The sequence below is a fragment of the Pseudomonas sp. P4_C4 genome (genome assembly GCF_056402055.1).
In genome coordinates this window covers 39,778-55,970 of record NZ_JBFUID010000041.1, presented here as the reverse complement: position 1 = coordinate 55,970, position 16,193 = coordinate 39,778, and the positions used below count along the sequence as shown (strand labels likewise).

The window sequence follows — 16,193 nt, the reverse complement described above, 5'->3', positions numbered from 1 at the left end:
CCTCTGGATGGGGTGCGAAATTGTACGAGAAATGATGCTGAAAACGACAATGAGTTTTACCTACTTAACAGGGATAACGAATAAGCATCACAAGTGGGTTTACTCAAACGTATTTAGGGTAAATGGGTTTGATGAAATTAAAAGCAGTTTTTTCACTTTGGCTAGAAAGGGCGCCGTTACAGAGAATGAGTGTCGTCTATACATTGAAGAGGTGCTTCTCTATATGGATTCGGTGTTTTTGGCAATCGAGAGTCTGCTTAAAAAATGCGAATTTTATCCATCCTTACAAAAATCTCTCTCTGCACTGAATGATGAATTTAATCATCGAAAACAGACTGATCATAAGATATCCACATGCGAATACTACTTTAGAAAAAAGTTTTTCGCTGCGCAAGGCACTCCATCTTTGATAAGCCTGCTGAAAGAGTGGGATTGAGGAGGTAATATGCAAGCTGGTAGCGATTCGTTTTCTACAGTTGCGATAAATGTTGGCAGCTCTTCAATAAAAATTTCTATGTTTAATGATGAAAATAGAGCAGACATAAATATTAATTTCATCGGGCTGCTGACTCAGACTGTAAAAGTAAAATATTGTAAGGAGCTTGGCGTTGAGGGCGAGGTCTATAGCGTAAATGTGGGTGATGATCTACTCAAGGCAGCTAGTTTGATTGTTGATAAGACCAAGGAGGTTTTGGAGTTACTGGAGTGGAAAACGCCAACAAAGATAGGTCATAGAGTTAAGTTTGCTGGGTTTGGACCCACAGTGCAGGAAATAACTGAGCATCAAGAGCAAATCTTGGGTTTTAATGATTATCTAAGCTCTAGGCATAATTCACTTTGCCTTGCGGTTATTCAGGAAACTAAAAAAGCTTTTCCTAAGGCAATGCAATTTATGGTGAGGGATCACGCAGTTGACGATCTTTCATTGCATGTGACAGGGGAGATTCCTTTTGAAAAAAAAATTATTAATAGGTACGGATTATACTCAAATGGCTATCATGGGCTTGCAATAAAGGCATGCCTGGAAGAGCTTAGAGATAAGTATAATATACTTAAATTTACTGGGGTTATTTGTCAGGTTGGTTCTGGAGTTAGTGTGTCCGCTGTGGTTGATGGGGTAGTTAAGTATAATACGATGAAGTTTGCTGCCTGCGATGGCCCAATTATGCATAATCGATCTGGTACTCAGCCTTTGGGGTTAGTTTTAAGAATGGTTAAATACGGGTTGGACTCAGAGAACTTGTCAAGTATGTACAACAGGGAGAGTGGTATTTATGGATTGGCAAGTCTGTCGTCGAAAAGCGATGTAACTGTTGAAAAGATACTTGGTGATGAGAATTTACAATCCGCCAAAAACGCCTATTTATTGTCTATCGCTACTGAGTTATTTAAGGCGGTTTCTGTTGTGCCCGGAATTTCGAATTTTGTATTTTCTGGTGGGTTGGCTACCAAGCATAGATGGATTGGTCCTGAGCTTTTATATAGGGCTAAGGTGATAAATTTAGACGCAAGCAGGAACTTAATTAGAAAATTTGAAAATGATCAGGATTTTGTTAGAGATGAGCAGGGGGTTGATGTAGTTCTTGTTGATATAGATGAGCAAAATTTGATACGTAAGGAAATGAATGCTTGTAGAGATGGATGTGTAATGTTTGAGTTGTCTGATGGGGTGTGCGAAGTTCCAGGTACGTCTGTTGGTATTGTTAGAGAAGGGGCGAAGGGTTGGGGGGCAGGAAATATATGTTTGAGCTTTTCGGATTCTGTCTTTAGTTTTGATAATAGTAACTTGCCAGAAGCTTTCATTTTCTTTGGGGGCGATAGAGATGCTTTTTTTATAAGGGCAGTATTCGCAAGAGTTATGAAGGTGCCCGCGATTTTTATCGGGGATAATGACTTTGATGTGTGTCCAATTATAAATAAAAAGATACTCCTTGATACTCCAACAAAAATGGCGGTTGAACTATGAAGCAGCGTATTTACCGTATTCTAAATGAATTATATTCCCGTGTGGAGGATAGGCGCGCTTTGTATGGACAATGCCTTTCATTACTTTCTGAGAGTAAAAGTTCAGATGGGCGATATGGTTATATTTCCAAACTGAACAAATCGCTTAAATGTGAGAGGGAAGGGAAGATTGGCGATGCTCGCGCGTGGGGTATTTTGACATTGTGTGATCTAACCGACGAGGTAGTCAAAGTACGAGAACAATTGGTAGCTAGTAGTATTGGTTTTAGCCCTTTAGAAAGAGATCTAAAAATAGCTTTAAGTTTGCCTGGTGAACAGACTGAATGTAACGAGATAGACTGGGCTGCGTTTGGCTTTTGTAGTGTGGAGAGTATCCATGGCAGGGCTGTTGATTGTACTCAAGTGCGCGAAAGACTTGAAAGTAGCATGGTCACATTGTCGGATGATGAGAATTTTAGCTTGCTAGAGAAACTAAGAGGGCTATCGTTGCTTTATATTGATGTGCTCACAATGCTTTCTAAATGGGGGCCGGCTTCTAGATTTGTGTAAAAGGGATTGTCATGAAAAATATTGAAGTTTTATTAGGTGGTGCTCCTGCTTCAAAGCGATTGAATTACTTAAATGCATATAGAATTGCAGAGTATTTCTATCGGCAAGTTTTAAACTCACATAAAATATCAAGTCGAAATTCATTGGGGAATTGCTTGGTGTTTTGCTTCTCTCATTTGTCAACGACAGTAAATCTTAGTATATGTAACAACTGGCTGTGTATGTTTGAGAATATATACTTTATTCCTAAGAAAGGATCACTCAATGCAAATTTACTTTTGCATATAAACGATCCGACCAGAGTCATGAAGGCAAGGGATAGAAAGGCATTCGATAAAACCGTCAGCGAAATTTTGACTCTAGTAGATAAGTCTGATTTTCCAGTAATAATATTTGATATTGGTGGTTACTTTGCTCCCTATATCGATGAAATGTCGGCCTTGCTGGGTGAGCGATTAATACTAGTGCTAGAAGATACCGCCAATGGCCATAAAAAGTATCAAAATACTGATTATTTTAACAAGGGGCGGTGTTTTAAGTCAGTAGCATACGATTCCTACAAGATGGCAGAGAACGTAATGGTGGCAAACATAATGCTGGCGCATCTCCCTTCCTTCGTTACAGATTGGTCAAAATATAAGCCTGCATTGGTCGTTGGTTACGGCAGAATTGGGCGTTCGCTTTGCTTTGGGCTTAGGGAAAGAGGTGTCATAAATATTGTTGTTGTTGACACCGACAAAGCCCGCCTATTTATGGCAGCTACAGAAGGGTTTGAAGTTTTAACTCCTGCTGAGTTGGGGGCTAATGTTGACCGTTTTGAGTATTGCTTTTCGATGTCGGGGCAACATGGCACCACTAAGAAAATAGTAAGCGCTATGAAGGATAATGGTTATATTGCGGTTGTGACTTCTTATGATGATGAATTTGATCAGGAGTTAATCAAGTGTTTTGAGGCGGGCGACGGTTCATCCATTGTGTTGGATCGCAAGAAGATTAATGTCGTAAATAAGGGTAGGCCAATTAATTTGTCCAGCTATGCTGCGTTTGATGCAAGAAATTTATCTCTGCATTTTATCTTTGGAAAAATTCTCTCTGCTTTTTTAATTTCATTGGGTTTGGAGTTGTCCGCCGATTGGGAGGACGACGTATATTCAGACATTCTTGGTGAGATCCGGTAGTGCTTGCGTAGGGGAGGATGTATGGAAATTGCTAGAATTTCTTTTGCGTTGATAGTTTCCAGATTAGGCGAGATGGTCGCATCTCTCTTTTATTTTTCTTTCATAGGGCACTTTATAGTTGATTCGCTGAGCCAGGCATCATTGGCTTGGGCATTGGTTTCTTTTTTGACGGTTATCGGGATTGGTTTTTTTTCAATTTTGATGGTGAATGTGGCAGGTTCGACGGATCTGAATGCTAATGTTGTTGCGCTTGATTTAAATGTTTCCTTTAGATTTGCGATTTTGTTTGGGAGTGGCATTGTTTTTGGAGTGCTCCTTCACGTTGTTAGTGTCTCAGGCTCTCCCTCTGTGAACGATAACAATCTCGGGTTAGAAGTACTGCTGGTGTTCTCATTTTCTATTCCTGCTATTTATGTCCAGATTGTTGTTTTTAATTTTTTCAATGCTATTAAAAAAACAAAGTATGAGGTTCTATATGCTTGGATGTTCAATTTGGCGCTAGTTGTAATGGGGTTTATTCTTGTCCTGCTAGATGTGTATTCGAATGTTATTTATTTCTTGCTCGCGTATGTTGCCCTGAGATGGTTTTTTGCTGCAGTAGCATTATTTTTTTTCAGTAGAACAATTCATCTCTATGTTTTCCGGTTTCGGTACTTGCAAAGTGTTGAGAGAAGCGCATATGCAAATTATTTTTTTAAAGCGCTTCCGTTAGCACTTTGCTTTGGCGGTGAAAGTCTTTTGTTTTTTATTCTTTCATTTGTTTCAAAAAACCTAGGAGATGCAAGCCTTTCTGCCTATCAGGCATCTCTACATTTTTTGAGTATCTTATACATGATTTCAATTGGAGTGGGGAATGCTACCGGTATCATTACGGCTCGCCACTATCAGCTAAAAGAATACTCCTTGCTGAAGCAAATATACTTTCAAGGGATGGTATTTGGGCTTTTTATGTTGATCCCATTTTTGCTCGCTTGCTTTTTCTTAAAGGAAAGTATTTCCCTTCTTTATACGTCTGATGAAGTTGTAAGGCGGTTGATTGAGAGTAATATTCTAATATCGATACCATTTTTGGTCTTCGAGTATGCTTATATTGTGACTCGAATGACATTAAGAAGCATGGGGGATTTTTGGGTGCCAGCACTTTTCACAATAACGTCACTAAATATACTAGGTTTGATTGTTTCTATTAGCTTGCTTTCGTTTTTTGAATATAGTGTGCGCTCCATATTTGTGGCTCTTGTATTTTGCTCGTTTGTCTTAATGTTGTTTTTGCTTCGGCGCTTGGGGAGGATGTTCAAAGAGCACGATTGTCGTTTGCTTGGCGGTGAATCCTAAGATGGATCAAACCGTTGTCTGCAATGATCGATGTGCCCGTCACTAGACGGTTGTCCAGACAACATAGCAATATAATTAGTCAGGCTCTTCTCTCTCGTTAGTCAGTTGTTGTACTTCTGATTGACGATTTTCTCGACTACTAGATGGAAGGACGAACATGGAAAGTTTAACCAAGCCAGCTAATAATGCATATTATCTTGAACGACAATCTCGCTTTGAATCGAACGCGAGAAGCTATCCACATAAATTTCCGATCGCGATTAAGTCAGCGCAAGGCGCGTGGATTACTGATGTCGAAGGTCGAAAGTACCTCGATTGCCTATCGGGTGCAGGAACTTTGGCGCTCGGACATAACCATTCGGAAGTCATCGGTGCAATACGAACTCTGCTCGATCACCAGATGCCGCTACACACGCTCGACCTGACGACACCTGTCAAGGATGCGTTCTGCGAAACCGTGCTTAAGTTACTTCCGGGCTCACCAAGCGACTGGCGACTGCAGTTCTGCGGACCGACAGGTGCCGACGCCGTAGAGGCTGCGCTTAAGCTAGCGAAAATTGCTACAGGGCGCTCCGGCATACTAAGTTTCAGTGGCGCATACCACGGTATGACGCATGGAGCATTGAGCGTGACCGGTAACCTCGGACCGAAGACTTCTGTTGGTGGTCTCATGCCGGGTATACAGTTCCTGCCCTATCCATATTCTTATCGTTGCCCGCTCGGTATTGGTGGCGAAACGGCCGCCATCGCCTTGGGCGTATTAATCGAGCGTTTCCTCGATGATGTCGAGAGCGGTGTCACCAAGCCGGCAGCGATTATCGTCGAGGCGATCCAAGGTGAAGGCGGCGTCATTCCCGCGCCGGTTCCATGGTTGGTGAAACTACGCGAGGTTACACAACGACACGGCATCATCCTGATACTCGATGAGGTGCAAGCGGGAATTGGGCGTACTGGGCAATGGTTTGCTTTTGACCACGCGAAAATCGTCCCCGACATGATCGTCCTGTCGAAGGCAATAGGTGGTGGCCTTCCATTATCGTTGGTGGCTTACCAGGCTGGGTTTGACGTTTGGTCGCCGGGAGCACACGCCGGTACATTTCGAGGTAATCAACTCGCGATGGCCGCCGGACAAGCAACGCTCGACATCATGGTTAAGAACCGCGTTCTCGACAACGTAGTTTCGGTCGGCGCTGCACTGGAACACAGACTTATACGTCTGCAGCGAAACCTCCCATGTATAGGTGACATTCGCGGACGTGGTCTTATGCTCGGTATTGAGATTGTCGATACCGAACTCCCCGTCGATTCACTTGGCAGCCATCCCCCCCATCCACGATTATCGCAAGCGCTGCAACGAGCCTGCTTCGACAATCAATTGATTGTGGAGCTCGGTGGCCGGCACGGCGCGGTCCTGCGTCTCCTACCACCGTTGACATTGACACATCAGGAAGGGGACATCGTAATCGAACGGCTGAAGACGGCACTGGAAACGGTAATGCATGCCGAGCAGGAGTCGACCGACCATGCTTGAATTGCCGACTCTAGGAATGACGACCGCCGATCAGCAGGGATCGACAGCCTACCGTTTCTTGATGACAAAGGCTGTGAACACTGCGAGCCAATGGCTCGAAGCAGGTGTGCTGTTTGACGGAGCGCGGCCCGATACGCTACGGATGAAATTGTCAGATCACGACATCTTTCCCGAACATGGTGTCGGCGACGAGCAATCCTTAGCGGACGCAACTGCGTGTTTTCTTGACCACGCGTTACAGGTCCATCATCCGCTCTGCATCGCGCATTTGCACTGTCCGACAACGCTTGCTTCTCAAGCTGCAGAGGTGTTGATCAACGTAGCTAATCAGTCGATGGATTCCTGGGATCAGAGCCCATCGGCCACAATCCTTGAACAGCATCTCGTCGGCGCTCTCCGAGCGCGTATTGGCTACCCGGTAAACGACGCTGGCGTGTTGACTAGCGGCGGTACGCAAAGCAATTTAATGGGACTGCTGCTTGCTCGGGATCATTATGCGTTGCTTCATTTGGGGGTCAATATCAAGGAGGATGGGATTTCGGCCGACGCCAAGCGCATGGTTGTAATTTGTTCGAGCCAAGCCCACTTTTCAGTTCAGCAATCGATGTCCTTGCTCGGCCTGGGTAGGAGCGCTGCGATATCCGTTCCATGCGACTCCGAAGGACGACTAGTCGCAGGCGACGTCGAGCGCACGCTGTCCAGACTAACAAGCGAATCGCAGRCACCCTTTGCCATAGTCGCAACCGCCGGTACGACGGATACAGGCGCAATCGATCCTATCAATGCACTTGCCGACATTGCACAGGCTCGTGGACTTTGGCTCCACGTAGACGCTGCATGGGGTGGTGCGTTACTCCTATCGCAAAAATATCGCAATCGCCTGCAAGGTCTTGAGCGTGCTGACTCGATCACACTCGACTTCCACAAACAATTTTTCCAGACCATCAGTTGCGGCGCATTCCTGCTTCGCGATGCGGCACATTTCGACCTGATGCGTACTCATGCGGACTATTTGAACCCGGTCGAGGATGATCGGGATGGCATACAAAATTTGGTTGGAAAGTCTCTGCAAACGACCCGTCGATTTGACGCCCTGAAATTATGGATGAGTCTCCGCAGTCTCGGAACCATCCGGTATGCGGAACTGATTGACCAAGCAATTGATCTAGCAAGCGAGGTTGCTAGCCGTATCGATACATCATTGTCGTTCGAATTGGTCAGTCGTTCGCAATTATCGAGTGTCCTGTTCCGGGTCCGTCGGCCCTTCTTCGCTGATGCTGATCGGGACGCATTGCACAGGCATCTCGCGACGATATTGCTCGATAGGGGAATTGCGAATCTTGGGGTCACCCGCCACGATGGTCTAATAGCATTGAAGATGACGTTATTGAACCCACGAACTACTTTGGTAGATATAGATAGTCTGCTCGCGACCATAGACATGCTTGCCGATGCCTACTTAAAAAGCAGGCATGACAGCTTTCGAATGCGCTGACGTCTACAGCGTGCTACGCCTCCATTGCGTGCACTGCCTGAGCTCATTAGGACACAGCAATATATTCATCGTCGGCAGCCTCGGTGTGTTGGAGTTCGATGTAATCGCCAGCTGCTTGTAAGAAGAATACAAGGTCAACCACGACTACGAATTCATCACCGTCATCTGGAGGGCGGTGATCGCAATGCCCTGCTGGGTATTTCCAATAGCGTGATGCTCGCGGAAATCACCGCGAACCGCGTGCTCGATCAAATCGAACCACCTGCATAAACCCGCAACACCACTGAACCCCTGTGGGAGCCAGCCTGCTGGCGATAGCGGTCTGACATTCAACATCCATGTTGCCTGACACACCGCCATCGCGAGCAGGCTCACTCCTACAGTTTTTGATGTGCGTACCCCATCAAATCCGCTAGTCCCATTGGACGATGTTGCCCCTCGCCGAACCCGTTTGAATAGGCCCTACATAAAGTCTCCCCCGGCAGTCGCCGAAGGGCGGCACCGCCTGAGAAAAACGAGGAGTGCATCCATGGATATCCGCGGTCTGGGTTACGTCACCCTGTTATCCAGCGACCTGGCGCAGTGGCGCCACTACGCGAGCCAGGTGTTGGGCATGATGGTCAGCGGCGACGATGAGCTTTTGTACCTGAAGATGGACGAGCGTCATTACCGCGTGCTGGTGCTGAACAGCGCCGAAAATGGCTTCGGTGCCTGCGGCTGGGAAGTGGCCGGCAAGGCGGCGCTGGAACAGGCGGTCAGCGAGCTGCAACAGGCCGACGTGCAAGTGACCCGTGGCACCGCCGCCGAAGCGGAGCTGCGCAAGGTCCAGGAACTGGTGCACTTCAGCGACCCGGATGGCAATCGCCACGAACTGTTCTGGGGCCCGCTGCAGGATTTCGCCCGTTTCGTTTCGCCGGTGGGCGTCAAAGGTTTTGTCACCAACGAACTGGGCATGGGCCACGTGGTACTACCAGCTCCGGCTTTCGAGCGCTGCCGCGACTTCTATGAGCAGGTGATGGGTTTTGGCCTGTCGGACCTGATGAAAGTCCGCTTCACCCCGGACCCGGCCGAGCCGCAAAAGCGTATTCACTTCCTGCACTGCAACAACGGCCGGCACCACTCGCTGGCGATTTTCGAATGCCCGATGCCCCATGGCTGCGTGCACATGATGGTCGAGGTCAGCGCGCTGGACGAAGTCGGCCGCGCCCTGGACCGCGTTCACGCCAACGGCGTGAAGCTGTCGGCCACCCTCGGCCAGCACACTAACGACCAGATGATTTCTTTCTATATCAAGACCCCGTCCGGGTTTGACCTGGAATACGGCTGCGATGGCCTGGTGGTCGACTGGGACCGCCACACGCCGTTCGAAAGCACCGTGGTCAGCCACTGGGGCCACGACTTCAGTGTCGGTCGCCAATGAGGAACAAGACGATGGACAAGCAAATGAGCACCGCCGAGATCGTCGGCCAACTGCGTGACGGCATGACCATCGGTATCGGTGGCTGGGGCCCGCGCCGCAAGCCGATGGCGCTGGTGCGCGAGATTCTGCGCTCGGACCTCAAGGACCTGACCGTGGTCGCCTACGGCGGCGCCGATGTCGGCATGCTCTGCGCGGCCGGCAAGATCAAGAAACTGGTGTTTTCCTTCGTTTCCCTGGACTTCATTCCGCTGGAGCCGTACTTCCGCAAGGCGCGCCAGGAAGCGGCGCTGGAAGTGATGGAGATCGACGAAGKCATGCTGCTGCTCGGTCTGCGGGCGGCGGCGATGAATGTGCCGTTCATTCCGACGGCGGTGGGCCTGGGCACCGATGTGCTGCGCCACAACCGCCAGATCAAGTTGATCGCCTCGCCCTATGCCGATGGCAAGGACTGGGTCGCCATGCCAGCGCTCAAGCTCGACGCGGCGCTGGTGCATGTCGACCGCGCCGACAAACGTGGCGTGTGCCAGATCAGCGGTCCGGATCACTACATGGACGACCTGTTCGTRCGGGCCGCGACCCACAGCTACGTGACCTGCGATGAGCTGGTCGACAGCGAGTATTTCCATCAGGACAGCGCCCACGCACATCAAGTGTTCTGGGAACGCAACCTGACCACCGCCGTGGCCCACGTACCGGGCGGGGCGCATCCGTCTTCGTGCGCGCCGCTGTACGGTTTCGACGTCGCGCACTTCAAGGCCTACAACGCCACGGTCCAGGCGGCCGACGGCTGGCAGGGTTACGTGCGCGACTACGTCGACTGCACCCACGAACAGTATCTGGAAAAGGTCGGCGGCCTGGCTGCGATCCGTGAACTGCCGTTGCCGATTTTCTAAGGGAACCTTCCGATGAGCACTACTACTTACAGCCTCGCCGAACTGATGATCTGCGCGGCCTCCGAAGCCTGGCGCGAAGACGGCGAAGTTCTGGCCAGCGGCATCGGCGTGATCCCGCGTCTGGCGGCATCGCTGGCCATGCTGACCAGCAACCCGCAACTGCTGATGACCGACTCCGAAGCCTACATGGTCGCCGAACCGGTGCCGTTGGGCGCACGTAAAGGCTACGAGCCCAAGCGTGACAGCTGGATGGGTTTCTCGCGGATTTTCGACAACGTCTGGGGCGGCAAGCGCCATGCCCTGGTCGGCCCGACCCAGATCGACCGTTACGGTCAGGCGAACATTTCCTGCATCGGCGACTACGCCAAACCCAAGGCGCAGATGCTCGGTGTGCGCGGTTTCCCCGGTAACTCGATCAGCCACGCCAACTCGTTCTGCGTGCCGAGCCATAACCGTCGGGTGTTCGTCGAAGGCGAGGTCGATATGGTCGCCTCGGTGGGCTACAACCCGGCGCGCCTGGCCCGGGGCTGGTCGCTGGATGACATCGACATCCGACTGATCATCACCGACCTCTGCGTCCTGGACTTCCAGGGCCCGCAGCGGCAGATGCGCATCCGTTCGCTGCACCCCGGCGTGACGGCGGCGCAAGTCCAGGACAACACCGGCTTCGAGTTGCACGTGCCGGATGACTGCCCGACCACCGCCGCACCGACGGTCGAGCAGTTGCAGCTGATCCAGCGTCTGGACCCGCACAACCTGCGCGCCCTGCAACTCAAAGACAACCCGCCAGGCCAACGCTGAGCAACGCGTTGCGGAGAAAAGTGATGGCTGAACATAACGATAACAATCAGGCCGAGGTGGTGCTGTACGAGGTGCGTGGCGCGGTGGCCCTGGTCACCATGAACCGCCCCGAGTACCACAACGCACAGAACTCGCAGATGACCTATGCGCTGGACGCGGCGTTTCGCCGGGCCTGCGATGACGATGACGTGAAGGTCATTGTGCTGCGTGGCGCCGGCAAGCATTTCTCCGCCGGGCACGACATCGGCACCCCGGGCCGCGACGTCGACAAGACTTTCGATCGCGCCAGCCTGTGGTACGACCATGTGAACAAACCGGGTGGCGAGTTTCTCTATGCCCGCGAGCAGGAAGTCTATCTGGGCATGTGCCGCCGTTGGCGCGAAATGCCCAAGCCGACCATCGCCATGGTCCAGGGCGCGTGCATCGCCGGTGGCTTGATGCTGGCCTGGGTCTGCGACCTGATCGTCGCCAGTGAGGATGCCTACTTCGCCGATCCGGTGGTGCGCATGGGCATTCCCGGGGTTGAGTATTTCGCCCACGTGCATGAGCTCAATCCGCGCATCGCCAAGGAGTTCCTGTTCCTCGGCGAGCGCATGCCGGCACCGCGTGCCTATCAGATGGGGATGCTCAATCGGGTGGTTGCTCGCGACGAACTGGAGCAACAAACCCTCGACATCGCCGGGCGCATCGCGCAGATGCCGCGCCTGGGCCTGCAGCTGAGCAAGCAAGCGGTGAACAACGCCGAAGACCTGATGGGCAAGCGCGCAACCATGGACATGGTGTTCGGCCTGCATCACTTCGCCCATGCCCACAATGAACTGGTGTCCGGCGACCGCCTCGGCGGCTACGACGCCAAGGCCATGGCCAGTTCCCAGCGCAAAACGGGCGAGGCGTGAGCATGGCGATCTCGTTGAATACCCGTTTAACACAACTGCTCGGTTGTCGTTATCCGATCATCCAGACCGCCATGGGCTGGGTCGCCGACCCGAAACTGGTGGCGGCCACGGGCAATGCCGGTGGTTTCGGTTTTCTTGCCGGGGCGACCATCGAACCGCAGCAGATGGAAGCGGCGATTATCGAAACCCGGCGCCTGACCGATCAGCCGTTCGGGGTGAATTTCCATATGTACCAGGCCAATGCCGGCGAGATCGTCGAGCTGGTGTTGCGCCACAAAGTCCGGGCGGTCAGCTACAGCCGTTCGCCGGGCAAGCAAATGATCAGCCGCCTGAAGGACGCCGGGGTGGTGTGCATTCCCACCGTCGGCGCGCTCAAGCATGCGCAGAAAGCCGTGGAAATGGGCGCCGATGCGGTGACCGTACAGGGCGGCGAGGGCGGGGGACACACCGGTTCCGTACCGACCTCGATGCTGCTTGATCAGGTGGTTAACGCGGTGTCGGTACCCGTGGTGGCGGCCGGCGGCTTCAAGGACGGCAAGGGGCTTGTTTCGGCCCTGGCCTACGGCGCCGAAGGCATCGCCATGGGCACGCGTTTCCTGATGTGCGCCGACAGCCCGGTGCCCCAGGCGACCCTGGCCCGTTACCTCGCGGTCAAGGACCCGGCGGCGATCATCATCAGCCGCGCTATCGACGGCATGCCGCAACGGATGATCCGCAACGAATTGCTCAACCAGCTGGAAAACAGCGGCGGCCTCAAGCGCCTGTTGCTGGCATTGCAGAGTGGCCTGGCCTACCGCCGCCATACGGGCATGAGCCTGACCCAATTGCTCAGCAGCGCCTTGAAGATGCGCGGTGCCGGAGAGTTGACCGCCGCGCAAAGCATCATGGCCGCCAACGCGCCGATGGTGATCCAGAAAGCCATGGTCGACGGGCAACCGGCTGCCGGTGTGTTGCCTGCCGGACAGATCGCCGCATCCATCGACAGCTTGCCCAGCTGCGCCCAATTGATTGAACAGATCGTCCGCGACGCCGAAGCGCGCCTGGGCGAGCTGTGCCGCCGTGTGTCGTAAGGGGCCATGCATTGTGAAGGAAGGAAACCATGAAACCATTTAGCGTCAGCATCGAACACGGCATTGCCGAACTGGTCTTCAACCGACCACCGGTCAACGCCTTCAACTGCCAGGGCTGGGCCGATATCGCCAGCGAGATCGAGGGCCTGGGCCGCAACAGCGACGTGCGGGTGATCGTGATCCGTGCCGAAGGTCGCGGCTTCTGCGCTGGGGTCGATATCAAGGAACTGGCCGCCGACGGCAACCTGATCGTCGCGGTGAACAAGGGCAACTACGACAGCTTCAAGGCCATTCACCGCAACCCGAAACCGGTAATCGTGGCCGTGCACGGCTTTGTGCTGGGTGGCGGCATCGGCATTTGCGGCGCCGCCGACATCATTGTCGCGTCCGAGTGCGCCACCTTCGGCGTGCCTGAAGTGGATCGCGGCGCCATGGGCGGCGGTGCGCATTTGCAGCGTTTGTTCCCGGTGCAGAAAGTCCGCCACATGTACTTCACCGGCGAGGCCATCGACGCCGCCGAGGCGTACCGCCTGGGCGCGGTGGAGCGGGTGGTCAAGCGCGAAGACTTGCGCGAAGCCGCGTTGCAGATCGCCCGCACCATCGCCGCCAAGAGCCCCGGCATGATCAGCCTTGCCAAGGAAGCGCTGAGCGGTATCGAAGACGGCAATCTGGAAGACAAATACCGCTGGGAGCAGGGCTTCACCCTCGAAGCCTACCGCTCACTGGACTCTCAGGAAGCACGCGACTCGTTCGTCGAGAAACGCGATGCCCGATTCAACGGCTGAAGGCATATCCATGGACCTGACCTATACCCCGGCCCAGCAGGCCTTTCGTGCCGAGGCACGGACCTGGCTGGCGGCCAATGTACCGAGTGAACCGCTGCAATCGTTCGACACCGAGCCTGGCTTTGCCCAGCACCGGGCCTGGGAAGCCAAGCTCAATGAAGGCCGTTGGGGCATGGTCACCTGGCCGACCGAACTCGGCGGACGCGGCTGCGACCTGATCGAGTGGTTGATTTTCGAAGAGGAATACTACCGTTCCGGGGCGCCGGCACGGGTCAACCAGAACGGCATCTTCCTGCTCGGCCCGACCCTGATGGAATACGGTAGCGAAGAACAAAAGGCACGGTTTCTGCCGCGCATGGCCACTGGCGAAGACATCTGGGCCCAGGCTTGGTCGGAGCCGGGCGCCGGTTCCGACATGGCGGCGATCCGTTCCAAGGCTGAACGGGTGGGCGACCACTACGTGATCAATGGCCAGAAAACCTGGTCGACCCGCGCGGTGTGGGCCGATTGGGCGTTCGGTATTTTCCGTACCGACTCGCAGTCCCAGCGTCATCACGGGCTGACCTTCATCCTGCTGCCGCTGGATACGCCGGGCATCACCGTGCGGCCGATTCCTCAGCTCAACGGTTTGCCGGGCTTTGCCGAGATCTTCTTCGATGACGTCAAGGTGCCGGTGGAAAACGCCCTCGGCGGCGAAGGCATGGGCTGGCACGTGGCGATGTCCACCGCCGGGTTCGAGCGCGGTTTGTTGCTGCGTTCACCGGCACGCTTCCAGGAAACCGCCAAGCGTCTGGTGCAGTTGTACCTGGCCAACCGTGAGCAGGCCGACCGCGACCCGGCCATCTTTGATGCAGTGATGCGCGCCTGGCTCGATGCCGAGGCCTACACCCTGAGCACCTACATGACCGCCTCGAAACTGGTGCAGGGCGGCAAGATCGGGTCGGAGTCGTCGACCAACAAGATCTTCTGGTCGGAGCTCGACCAGCGCATGCACGACACCGCCATGAGCATTCTCGGATTGCGTGGCGAGCTGCTGCCGCAAGCCCCGGCCGCCGGCGACGTCGGCCATTGGCTGGAAGGTTTTCTGTTTGCCCAGGCCGGGCCGATCTACGCCGGCACCAACGAGATCCAGCGCAACATCATTGCCGAACGCATGCTCGGCATGCCGCGTGCCTGAGGAATAGACCATGGACTTTAGTTTCAGCCGCGACCAACTGCTGTTTCAGGACAACGTCCGCAGCTTCCTGATCAACGAAGTCACCCCGGAACGCATCCGCGAACTGTGGCAGAGCGACAGCGGGCGCAGTGAGCAACTTTGGGCGCAACTGGTGGAACTCGGCCTGACCGCCCTGACCGTGCCCGAGGCACAGGATGGCATGGGCATGAAGGAGCTGGATTTCGTGCTGATTGCCCAGGAATGCGGTTACGCCGGTCTGCCCGAACCGCTGGTGGACACTATGTTGCTCGGCGTGCCGTTGCTTGCCGCCCTTGATCAGCAACACGCGCCACTCAAACAAAAATGGTTGTCACGAGTTGCCGAGGGCCGTGCGCGTCTTGCCGTGTCTGAACCGGGTAATCCGCTGGTCAGCGATGCCCATGTCGCCGATCTGCTGTTGCTGGCCAATGGCGACGAAGTGCATGCGCTGGAGCGCGACGTCGTGCGTCTGACCCGCAACGAGTCAGTCGACCCGAGCCGTCAACTGTTCCAGGTCGAGTGGACACCAACCCCCGCCACCTGCGTTGCCAGCGGTGAGCAGGGCCGACGCCTGTGGACAGCCACCTTCAACCGTGGCGCCCTCGCCAGTGCCGCGCAATTGCTGGGGCTGGCCAAACGCATGGTCGACCTGGCGGTGGACTACACCTTCGAGCGCAAACAGTTCGGCAAGCCGGTCGGCTCGTTCCAGGCGGTCAAGCACTTGATGGCCAATGTCGCGGTGCAGATCGAGTTCGCCAAAGGCCCGCTCTACCGCGCCGCTTATGTGCTGGCCGAGCAGCTACCGGGGCAGGACGTGCTGGTGTCCCACGCCAAGCTGGCGACGGCGGAAGCGGCCATGCTCGCGGCGAAGAACAGCATCCAGGCCCACGGCGCCATGGGTTACACCTGGGAAGTCGACTTGCATCTGTTCATGAAGCGCGCCTGGGCTCTGGACAAGGTCTGGGGCGATCGCAGCCATCACAAGGGGCGGATTCGCGCGGCGCTGTTCGACGGCACACCTGCGCTGGGTGCGGGCAGTACGTTTTAACCAGTCAGTAAGGGTGACTACATCCCTGTGGG

Annotated in this window: 14 protein-coding genes and 2 pseudogenes; all 16 read left to right on the top strand. The window is 53.9% G+C overall.

Going from position 1 to position 16,193, the window contains the following annotated elements; genetic code table 11:
- Window positions 1–436: pseudogene (locus AC1DXW_RS20780) on the top strand (hypothetical protein); the annotation flags it as partial.
- 9 nt (window positions 437–445) lie between these two features.
- The gene (locus AC1DXW_RS20775) at window positions 446–1,966 is read left to right on the top strand and encodes a hypothetical protein (RefSeq protein ID WP_477760391.1); all 1,521 of its coding nucleotides are present in this window, start codon (window positions 446–448) and stop codon (window positions 1,964–1,966) included.
- The gene (locus AC1DXW_RS20770; protein ID WP_477760390.1) at window positions 1,963–2,514 is read left to right on the top strand and encodes a hypothetical protein; all 552 of its coding nucleotides are present in this window, start codon (window positions 1,963–1,965) and stop codon (window positions 2,512–2,514) included. Before AC1DXW_RS20775 ends, AC1DXW_RS20770 begins: the two co-directional genes overlap by 4 nt.
- A gap of 11 nt (window positions 2,515–2,525) precedes the next feature.
- Window positions 2,526–3,692, top strand: a complete 1,167-nt coding sequence (locus tag AC1DXW_RS20765) for an NAD-binding protein (protein WP_477760389.1) — start codon at window positions 2,526–2,528, stop codon at window positions 3,690–3,692.
- A gap of 21 nt (window positions 3,693–3,713) precedes the next feature.
- Window positions 3,714–5,027 (top strand): MATE family efflux transporter, encoded by a 1,314-nt coding sequence (locus AC1DXW_RS20760; RefSeq protein WP_477760388.1) that lies wholly within the window; start codon window positions 3,714–3,716, stop codon window positions 5,025–5,027.
- 157 nt (window positions 5,028–5,184) lie between these two features.
- The gene (locus tag AC1DXW_RS20755; protein WP_477756813.1) at window positions 5,185–6,558 is read left to right on the top strand and encodes a diaminobutyrate--2-oxoglutarate transaminase family protein; all 1,374 of its coding nucleotides are present in this window, start codon (window positions 5,185–5,187) and stop codon (window positions 6,556–6,558) included.
- The gene (locus AC1DXW_RS20750) at window positions 6,551–8,053 is read left to right on the top strand and encodes a pyridoxal phosphate-dependent decarboxylase family protein (protein ID WP_477760387.1); all 1,503 of its coding nucleotides are present in this window, start codon (window positions 6,551–6,553) and stop codon (window positions 8,051–8,053) included. Before AC1DXW_RS20755 ends, AC1DXW_RS20750 begins: the two co-directional genes overlap by 8 nt.
- 162 nt (window positions 8,054–8,215) lie before the next feature.
- Window positions 8,216–8,323 (top strand): annotated as a pseudogene (locus tag AC1DXW_RS20745) (DUF6124 family protein); the annotation flags it as partial.
- Window positions 8,324–8,582: 259 nt separating this feature from the next.
- Window positions 8,583–9,473: a VOC family protein gene (locus AC1DXW_RS20740; RefSeq protein WP_477755461.1), complete on the top strand. Its 891-nt coding sequence runs from the start codon at window positions 8,583–8,585 to the stop codon at window positions 9,471–9,473.
- Window positions 9,474–9,484: 11 nt separating this feature from the next.
- Window positions 9,485–10,366: a CoA transferase subunit A gene (locus AC1DXW_RS20735; protein WP_477760386.1), complete on the top strand. Its 882-nt coding sequence runs from the start codon at window positions 9,485–9,487 to the stop codon at window positions 10,364–10,366.
- A gap of 12 nt (window positions 10,367–10,378) precedes the next feature.
- Window positions 10,379–11,167 carry a CoA-transferase subunit beta gene (locus tag AC1DXW_RS20730; protein ID WP_477755463.1) on the top strand — a complete coding sequence of 263 codons (789 nt, stop codon included), beginning with the start codon at window positions 10,379–10,381 and terminating at the stop codon, window positions 11,165–11,167.
- Window positions 11,168–11,190: 23 nt separating this feature from the next.
- The gene (locus tag AC1DXW_RS20725; RefSeq protein WP_477755464.1) at window positions 11,191–12,063 is read left to right on the top strand and encodes an enoyl-CoA hydratase; all 873 of its coding nucleotides are present in this window, start codon (window positions 11,191–11,193) and stop codon (window positions 12,061–12,063) included.
- A gap of 2 nt (window positions 12,064–12,065) precedes the next feature.
- Window positions 12,066–13,133 (top strand): NAD(P)H-dependent flavin oxidoreductase, encoded by a 1,068-nt coding sequence (locus tag AC1DXW_RS20720; RefSeq protein WP_477760385.1) that lies wholly within the window; start codon window positions 12,066–12,068, stop codon window positions 13,131–13,133.
- Between the two features lie 29 nt (window positions 13,134–13,162).
- The gene (locus tag AC1DXW_RS20715; protein WP_223458443.1) at window positions 13,163–13,918 is read left to right on the top strand and encodes an enoyl-CoA hydratase family protein; all 756 of its coding nucleotides are present in this window, start codon (window positions 13,163–13,165) and stop codon (window positions 13,916–13,918) included.
- Between the two features lie 10 nt (window positions 13,919–13,928).
- Window positions 13,929–15,095 carry an acyl-CoA dehydrogenase family protein gene (locus AC1DXW_RS20710; protein WP_477755468.1) on the top strand — a complete coding sequence of 389 codons (1,167 nt, stop codon included), beginning with the start codon at window positions 13,929–13,931 and terminating at the stop codon, window positions 15,093–15,095.
- 10 nt (window positions 15,096–15,105) lie between these two features.
- On the top strand, window positions 15,106–16,161 hold the full coding sequence (locus tag AC1DXW_RS20705) for an acyl-CoA dehydrogenase family protein (protein WP_477755466.1): 1,056 nt from the start codon (window positions 15,106–15,108) through the stop codon (window positions 16,159–16,161).
- The last annotated feature ends 32 nt before the right edge of the window (window positions 16,162–16,193 follow it).